7 protein-coding genes are annotated in these 5,172 nt (G+C 72.1%); 3 read left to right on the top strand and 4 right to left on the bottom strand.

Features of this window, described 5'->3' with window-relative positions; genetic code table 11:
* The first annotated feature begins 4 nt into the window (after positions 1–4).
* From ACR2JA_RS13680 to ACR2JA_RS13690, 3 genes are read left to right on the top strand one after another with little or no spacing between them, the layout of a single operon-like run.
* A complete protein-coding gene (locus tag ACR2JA_RS13680; RefSeq protein ID WP_434009637.1) occupies positions 5–163 on the top strand; it encodes a PA2779 family protein in 159 nt (52 codons plus the stop codon).
* A gap of 44 nt (positions 164–207) precedes the next feature.
* Positions 208–1,125: a PA2778 family cysteine peptidase gene (locus ACR2JA_RS13685; RefSeq protein WP_434009631.1), complete on the top strand. Its 918-nt coding sequence runs from the start codon at positions 208–210 to the stop codon at positions 1,123–1,125.
* A 49-nt stretch (positions 1,126–1,174) separates the two neighbouring features.
* Positions 1,175–1,807 carry an NAD-dependent dehydratase gene (locus ACR2JA_RS13690; RefSeq protein WP_434009632.1) on the top strand — a complete coding sequence of 211 codons (633 nt, stop codon included), beginning with the start codon at positions 1,175–1,177 and terminating at the stop codon, positions 1,805–1,807.
* Between the two features lie 23 nt (positions 1,808–1,830).
* Here the strand turns inward: ACR2JA_RS13690 and ACR2JA_RS13695 are convergent, their stop codons facing one another.
* The 4 genes from ACR2JA_RS13695 to ACR2JA_RS13710 all read right to left on the bottom strand — a co-directional run.
* The gene (locus tag ACR2JA_RS13695; protein ID WP_434009633.1) at positions 1,831–2,829 is read right to left on the bottom strand and encodes a GlxA family transcriptional regulator; all 999 of its coding nucleotides are present in this window, start codon (positions 2,827–2,829) and stop codon (positions 1,831–1,833) included.
* Entirely contained in the window at positions 2,814–3,425 is a 612-nt protein-coding gene (locus tag ACR2JA_RS13700; RefSeq protein WP_434009634.1) for a DJ-1/PfpI family protein, read from the bottom strand. The genes ACR2JA_RS13695 and ACR2JA_RS13700 overlap by 16 nt, the downstream gene beginning before the upstream one ends.
* Positions 3,426–3,487: 62 nt before the next feature.
* Complete coding sequence (locus ACR2JA_RS13705) at positions 3,488–4,045, bottom strand: isochorismatase family protein (protein ID WP_434009635.1); 558 nt, start codon at positions 4,043–4,045, stop codon at positions 3,488–3,490.
* A gap of 109 nt (positions 4,046–4,154) precedes the next feature.
* A partial coding sequence (locus ACR2JA_RS13710) for an MFS transporter (RefSeq protein WP_434009636.1) occupies positions 4,155–5,172 on the bottom strand: 1,018 nt, incomplete at its 5' end.

A 5,172-nucleotide genomic window follows, 5' to 3' on the forward strand; every position in this document is an offset into this window, starting at 1 on the left:
GGCCATGAGCGACGCCGAAGTGGCCCAGCTGGCCGACCGGGTGGACCGTGCGCCCGCGGGTGGTGACGTGGTGGGTGTGCTGTTCACCGTGTTCCTGATCCTGCTGGTGACCGACATCCTGGGCTTCACCAAGGTGTTCCCGTTCACCCGTTCGATCCGATGAGGCTGCGGCTTCAGGCCCGCACAAGCCCCGCCCTGGCGGGGCTTGTGCTTTGTGCCGCGCTGGCGCTGGGCGGCTGCGCCACCGCGCCGCAGATGGCCGCGCTGGAGCGCGCCTGGCCGACCGCCTGGCCCGACCAGGTGCTGCTGTCCACAGTGCCGTTTTTCGCGCAGGACGACCACCTGTGCGGCCCCGCGTCGCTGGCCATGATGGCCCAGGCCGCCGGGCGCGAGGTGTCGCCCGCACAGCTCACACCCCAGGTCTACCTGCCGGGTCGCCAGGGCGCGCTGCAGGTCGAGATGCTGACCGCCACGCGCCGCCTGGGCCTGGTGCCCTACCTGCTGGCGCCCGAGCTGCAGGCCCTGCTGGCCGAGGTGGCCGCCGGCGAGCCGGTGCTGGTGCTGCAGAACCTGGGCCTGTCGTTTTCGCCGCTGTGGCACTACGCGGTGGTGATCGGCTACGACCGCACCACGCAGGACCTGATCCTGCATTCCGGCACCACCGCGCGCCAGCGCATGCCGGTCAGCACCTTTGAGCAGACCTGGGCGCGCGGCGGCAACTGGGCGGTGCGCGCCACGCCGCCCGCGCAACTGCCTGCCACTGCGCAGCCCGAGCCCTGGGCGCGTGCGGTGGCCGCGCTGGAGCGGGTCGATGCGCCTGCTGCATACGCCGCCTGGGCGGCCGCGCTGCAGCGCTGGCCGGACGACCGCTCGGCCTTGCTGGGGCTGGGCAACGCCGCCTACGTCATGGGCCAGCGCGAGCGAGCCGCCCAGGCCTTTGAAGCCGCCACGCAGGCGCAGCCGGACTTTGCCGACGCCTGGCACAACCTGGCCCAGGTGCGGCTGGAGCTGGACCAACTGCCCGCCGCGCAAGCCGCGGCCGGCCGCGCCGTGAGCCTGGGGGGCCACCGTCTGGCCACCTACCAGGCGCTGCAGCGGCAGATCGAGCAGCGCCAACCGCGCTGACGCGGTGGTGGGCGGACAATCCCGTGTTTTTCAAGAACGGGACAGGTCCATGACAACCATGATGCTGGTCGGCGCGACCGGTCTGGTGGGGCAGCAGGTGCTGCAACAGGCGCTCGCTTGCGAACAGGTCGCGCGGGTCGTCGCGCCCACGCGCCGCGCGCTGCCGGCCCACCCCAGGCTGCACAACCCGGTGGTGGACTTCGACCACCTGCCCGAAGACGCCGCCTGGTGGGCTGTGGACGCGGTGGTCTGTGCGCTGGGCACGACCATCAAAGTCGCGGGCTCGCAGGCGGCCTTCTACCGCGTGGACCACGACCTGCCGCTGCGCGTGGCGCAGCTCGCCTTGCGCCATGGTGCGCAAGCCTACGCGCTCAATTCGGCGCTCGGCGCCGACCCGCGCTCGCGGGTGTTTTATTCGCGTACCAAGGGCGAGCTCGAACGCGACCTGCAGGCGCTCGGGTATCGATCGCTCACGCTGGTGCGGCCGGGGCTGATCGGTGGCGAGCGCCACGAATCGCGGCCCGCGGAGCAGATCGGTGTGCGTGTGTCGCAGTGGCTGGGGCCGTTGCTGCCGCCGCGCTACCGCGTGGTGCCGGCCGAGCGCATTGCCCACCACCTGCTGCGCGCGGCGCTGGCGGCCGAGCCCGGCTGCACGGTGCTGCCGTCCGAAGCCCTCGTCTGAGTGGTCGTTGAAGGCGCGCGCGCTCAACGCCCGGTGGCCGACGGCGTGCCCGCCTTGCCCAGCAGGTGCCAGGCGCGGCGCAGCTGCGTGTCGGAACTGAAACCCGCCAGCTCCGCGGCCCGGCCCACGCTGCAGCCGGCGTGCAGCGCGGCCTCGGCCAGGTCCAGCCGGATGCGGCGCAGGTAGTCCATGGGTGCGATCCCCGCGTGTGCCAGAAAGAGGCGGCTGAGGTGGCGCGGCGAGGTGCAGGCCACGTCGGCCATGGTCTGTGCGCTCCAGGCTTCCTGCGGCCGCTGGCTCACCGCGTCCTGCACCCGGTGCAGGGCGGGGTGCAGGTGGTCGCGGTAGCGCAGGAAGGGCGAGAGCTCGGGGTCGCCTGGGCCGCGTCGCATCGCCACCACCATGGCCTGCGCCACCTGAGCCGCCAGCGCCGGGCCGCACACTGAGGCGATGCGGTGCAGGAACAGGTCGATGCCGGTCGTCACCCCCGCGCTGCTGCTGACCGCACCGTCGAGCACAAACACCCGGTTGGCCACCGCGTCGCAGCGCGGCGCGGTCTGGCGCAGTTCGTCCAGGTGGTGGTGGTGCGTGGTGGCGCGGTGGCCGTCCAGCAGCCCGGCGTGCGCCGCGAGGATGGCGCCGGCGCACACCGTCACCAGCTCCAGCCGCCCCGCCTGCAGGCGCAGGCCGCGCAGCCAGTGCAGCAGCTCGGGCACGCCGGGGCTCCGCACGTCGATGGTGTCGCCGGGCTGGCCCAGCAGCACGATCCAGGTCGGCGGGCCTTCGGCGCCCGGGACGATGGCGGACAGCGGCTCGATGCCGGCCACCAGCGCGCCCACCGAGCTGGCCGCCTGCGCCGCCGGGCCTACAAAGCGCAGTTCGAAGGCCAGGGCCTGCCCGCTGTCCGTCAGGCACTGGTTGGCGATGCGCAGCGCCTCGGCCGGTCCCGCCCAGTCCAGGATCAGGCTGCCGGGCAGCAGCACGAAGGCGACACGGATCGCACCGCTCAATCGCGCGTCCATTGGAAGTCCATCTGCCGAGCGGTGCGCAGCGCCAGCGCCTCGCCCGCTAACCGGGCCACCAAGTGCAGGCTCATGTCGATGCCGGCGCTGATGCCGCCCGACGTGACCACCCGGCCCTGGTCCACCCAGCGCACGCCGGATTGCACTTCCAGTGCGGGAAAGGCGCGGGCCAGGTCGGCCTGGTCTTCCCAATGCGTGGTGACCGGGCCGCGCTGCAACACGCCGCAGTCCGCCAGCAGGAATGCGCCTGTGCAGACCGACGCGGTGAGTTCGGCATGTGCGCTGGCCTGGGCCAGCCAGCGCAGGGTGTCGCCACAGCGCCGGGCCTGGTCGACCACACCCCCTGGGACGATGAGCAGGCCCACCGGCGGCGCATCGTCGAAGCCGTGGTCGGGCAGCAGCAACAGGCCGGCGCGGGCACGCACCGGCCCACGGGTACGGGCCACGCTGAACACCTCGAACGGGGCGGGCGCGGCCGGCGCCTCACGCAAAGCCATGCGGCTGGCGGTGGTGAACACCTCGTAGGGGCCGGCGAAATCCAGCGCCTCGACCTCGTCGAACGTCAGGATCGCCACCCGGCGAGTCGCTGCGCTCACTGGGGTACCTTCGCCCTTCGGACTGCGGTGCGAGCTGGCTTGGGAGCGGCCCGGCGCTGCGCTCATGCGAGGGCCTGCGCCGCCTCGGCCACGCTGCACAGGCGGGCGAAACGGTCCTTCAGCACCGTGGCCGTGCGGCTGGCGATGTCGGCGGCGCTCAGCGGCCGGCCGTCGGGCTGCACCATGTCGAAGGTGAGCGTGGCCTCGGGCACGAAGTCCACCCGGTAACCCAGGTCCGATGCGTGGCGGGCGGTGGTCTCGCAGCACTGTTCGGTGCGGATGCCACTGATCACCAGCTGGCGGATGCCGTGTTCGGTGAGCCACACGTCCAGCCCGGTACCCACCAGTGCGCTGTGGCGCGACTTCTGGAACGTGGCCGCCGCCTCGAAGGGCGCGAGTCCTTCCAGCGGCCGCACCGCACCGGAGGCGAGGGCGAAGGCGTTGTCCGCCACATGGGGTCCGTCGACGTGGAAGATGCGCACGATGGGTGTGCCCGCCGCCTGCGCGGCCCGGATGAGCGCGTTCTGCGCGACCAGGTAGGTGGGCAGGCCCGCGTCGGAGAAATAAGGCTCGTGCCGGAAGGACTCCTGGACATCGATCACCAGCAGACAGGTTTTCATGAAGGCAACTCCTTGTAGATCAGGCCTGCATTGTTCTCGCGCCGAACGTGTCTGTCCGACACCGTGCCGGACAAACGTCGATCGTTTCCGGACATGCCCTGTCCGCCGTTCAGGCGCGTGCCGGCTGCCGGTGCAGCAGCAGCACGGCCAGGGCCAGGCCGGCCAGCGCCAGGCTGGCGCCAAAGGTGGCGCTGGCGCCCAGCCGGTCCCACAGCAGGCCGGCCAGGGCGCTGGCCACCAGCATCGCCACGCCGCTGACGAGGTTGAACAGGCCAAAGGCTGTGCCGCGCAGATCGGCGGGCGCGGTGTCGGCCACCATGGTCGCCAGCAGGCCCTGCGTCATGGCCATGTGCAGGCCCCACAGGGCGATACCGGCCCAGGCGGCAATGCCGCGGTCGCTCCAGGCCAGCAGGGCGTCGGCGGCCATCAGCACCAGCAGGCCCAGGGCCAGCAGGGCGCGGTGGCTGACCGCATCGGCCAGGCGGCCCAGCGGGTAGGCGCCCAGGGCGTACACGACGTTCATCACAATCAGCACCAGCGGCACCCAGGCCAATGCCAGCCCGCCTTGCTGTACGCGCAGCACCAGGAACGCTTCTGAAAACCGTGCCAGCGTGAACACGGCACCCATGCCGACCACCCACCAGTAGGCGCCACCGAGTTGGCGCAGCTTTTCGCGCGAAATGGGTTGCGTGCGGGGTGCGCCGGCCGGCCGTTCGGGTTCTTGCACGCCCAACACCAGCAGCAGCACGCACAGCACCGCCGGGATCACCGCCACCCAGAACACGGCCTGGAAGTCGTTGTGCCACAGCAGCATCAGGCCGACCGCCAGCATCGGCCCCAGAAAGGCGCCCACCGTGTCCAGCGACTGGCGCAGGCCAAAAGCGGCGCCACGCTGGTCGGGCGGCGCGAGGTCGGCCACCAGCGCGTCGCGCGGGGCCCCGCGGATGCCTTTGCCGATGCGGTCGATCAGCCGCGCCGCGATTACCGGCTCCACCGTGGTGGCCAGTGCGAACAGGGGTTTGGTGGCGGCGCCCAGACCGTAGCCCAGCAGCGCCAGCGGCTTGCGTTTGCCCCACCAGTCGCTCAGCGCGCCCGAGAACACCTTGACGATCAGCGCGGTCGCTTCG

Origin of the sequence: Hydrogenophaga sp., from assembly GCF_051007235.1 — a bacterium.
Classification (GTDB): domain Bacteria; phylum Pseudomonadota; class Gammaproteobacteria; order Burkholderiales; family Burkholderiaceae_C; genus Hydrogenophaga.

Bases quoted from the DNA above. Each gene is read 5' to 3' on its own strand.
- ACR2JA_RS13680 (WP_434009637.1), top strand. From the start codon at position 5: ATGAGCGACGCCGAAGTGGCCCAGCTGGCCGACCGGGTGGACCGTGCG.
- ACR2JA_RS13690 (WP_434009632.1), top strand. From the start codon at position 1,175: ATGACAACCATGATGCTGGTCGGCGCGACCGGTCTGGTGGGGCAGCAG.
- ACR2JA_RS13695 (WP_434009633.1), bottom strand. From the start codon at position 2,829: ATGGACGCGCGATTGAGCGGTGCGATCCGTGTCGCCTTCGTGCTGCTG.
- ACR2JA_RS13705 (WP_434009635.1), bottom strand. From the start codon at position 4,045: ATGAAAACCTGTCTGCTGGTGATCGATGTCCAGGAGTCCTTCCGGCAC.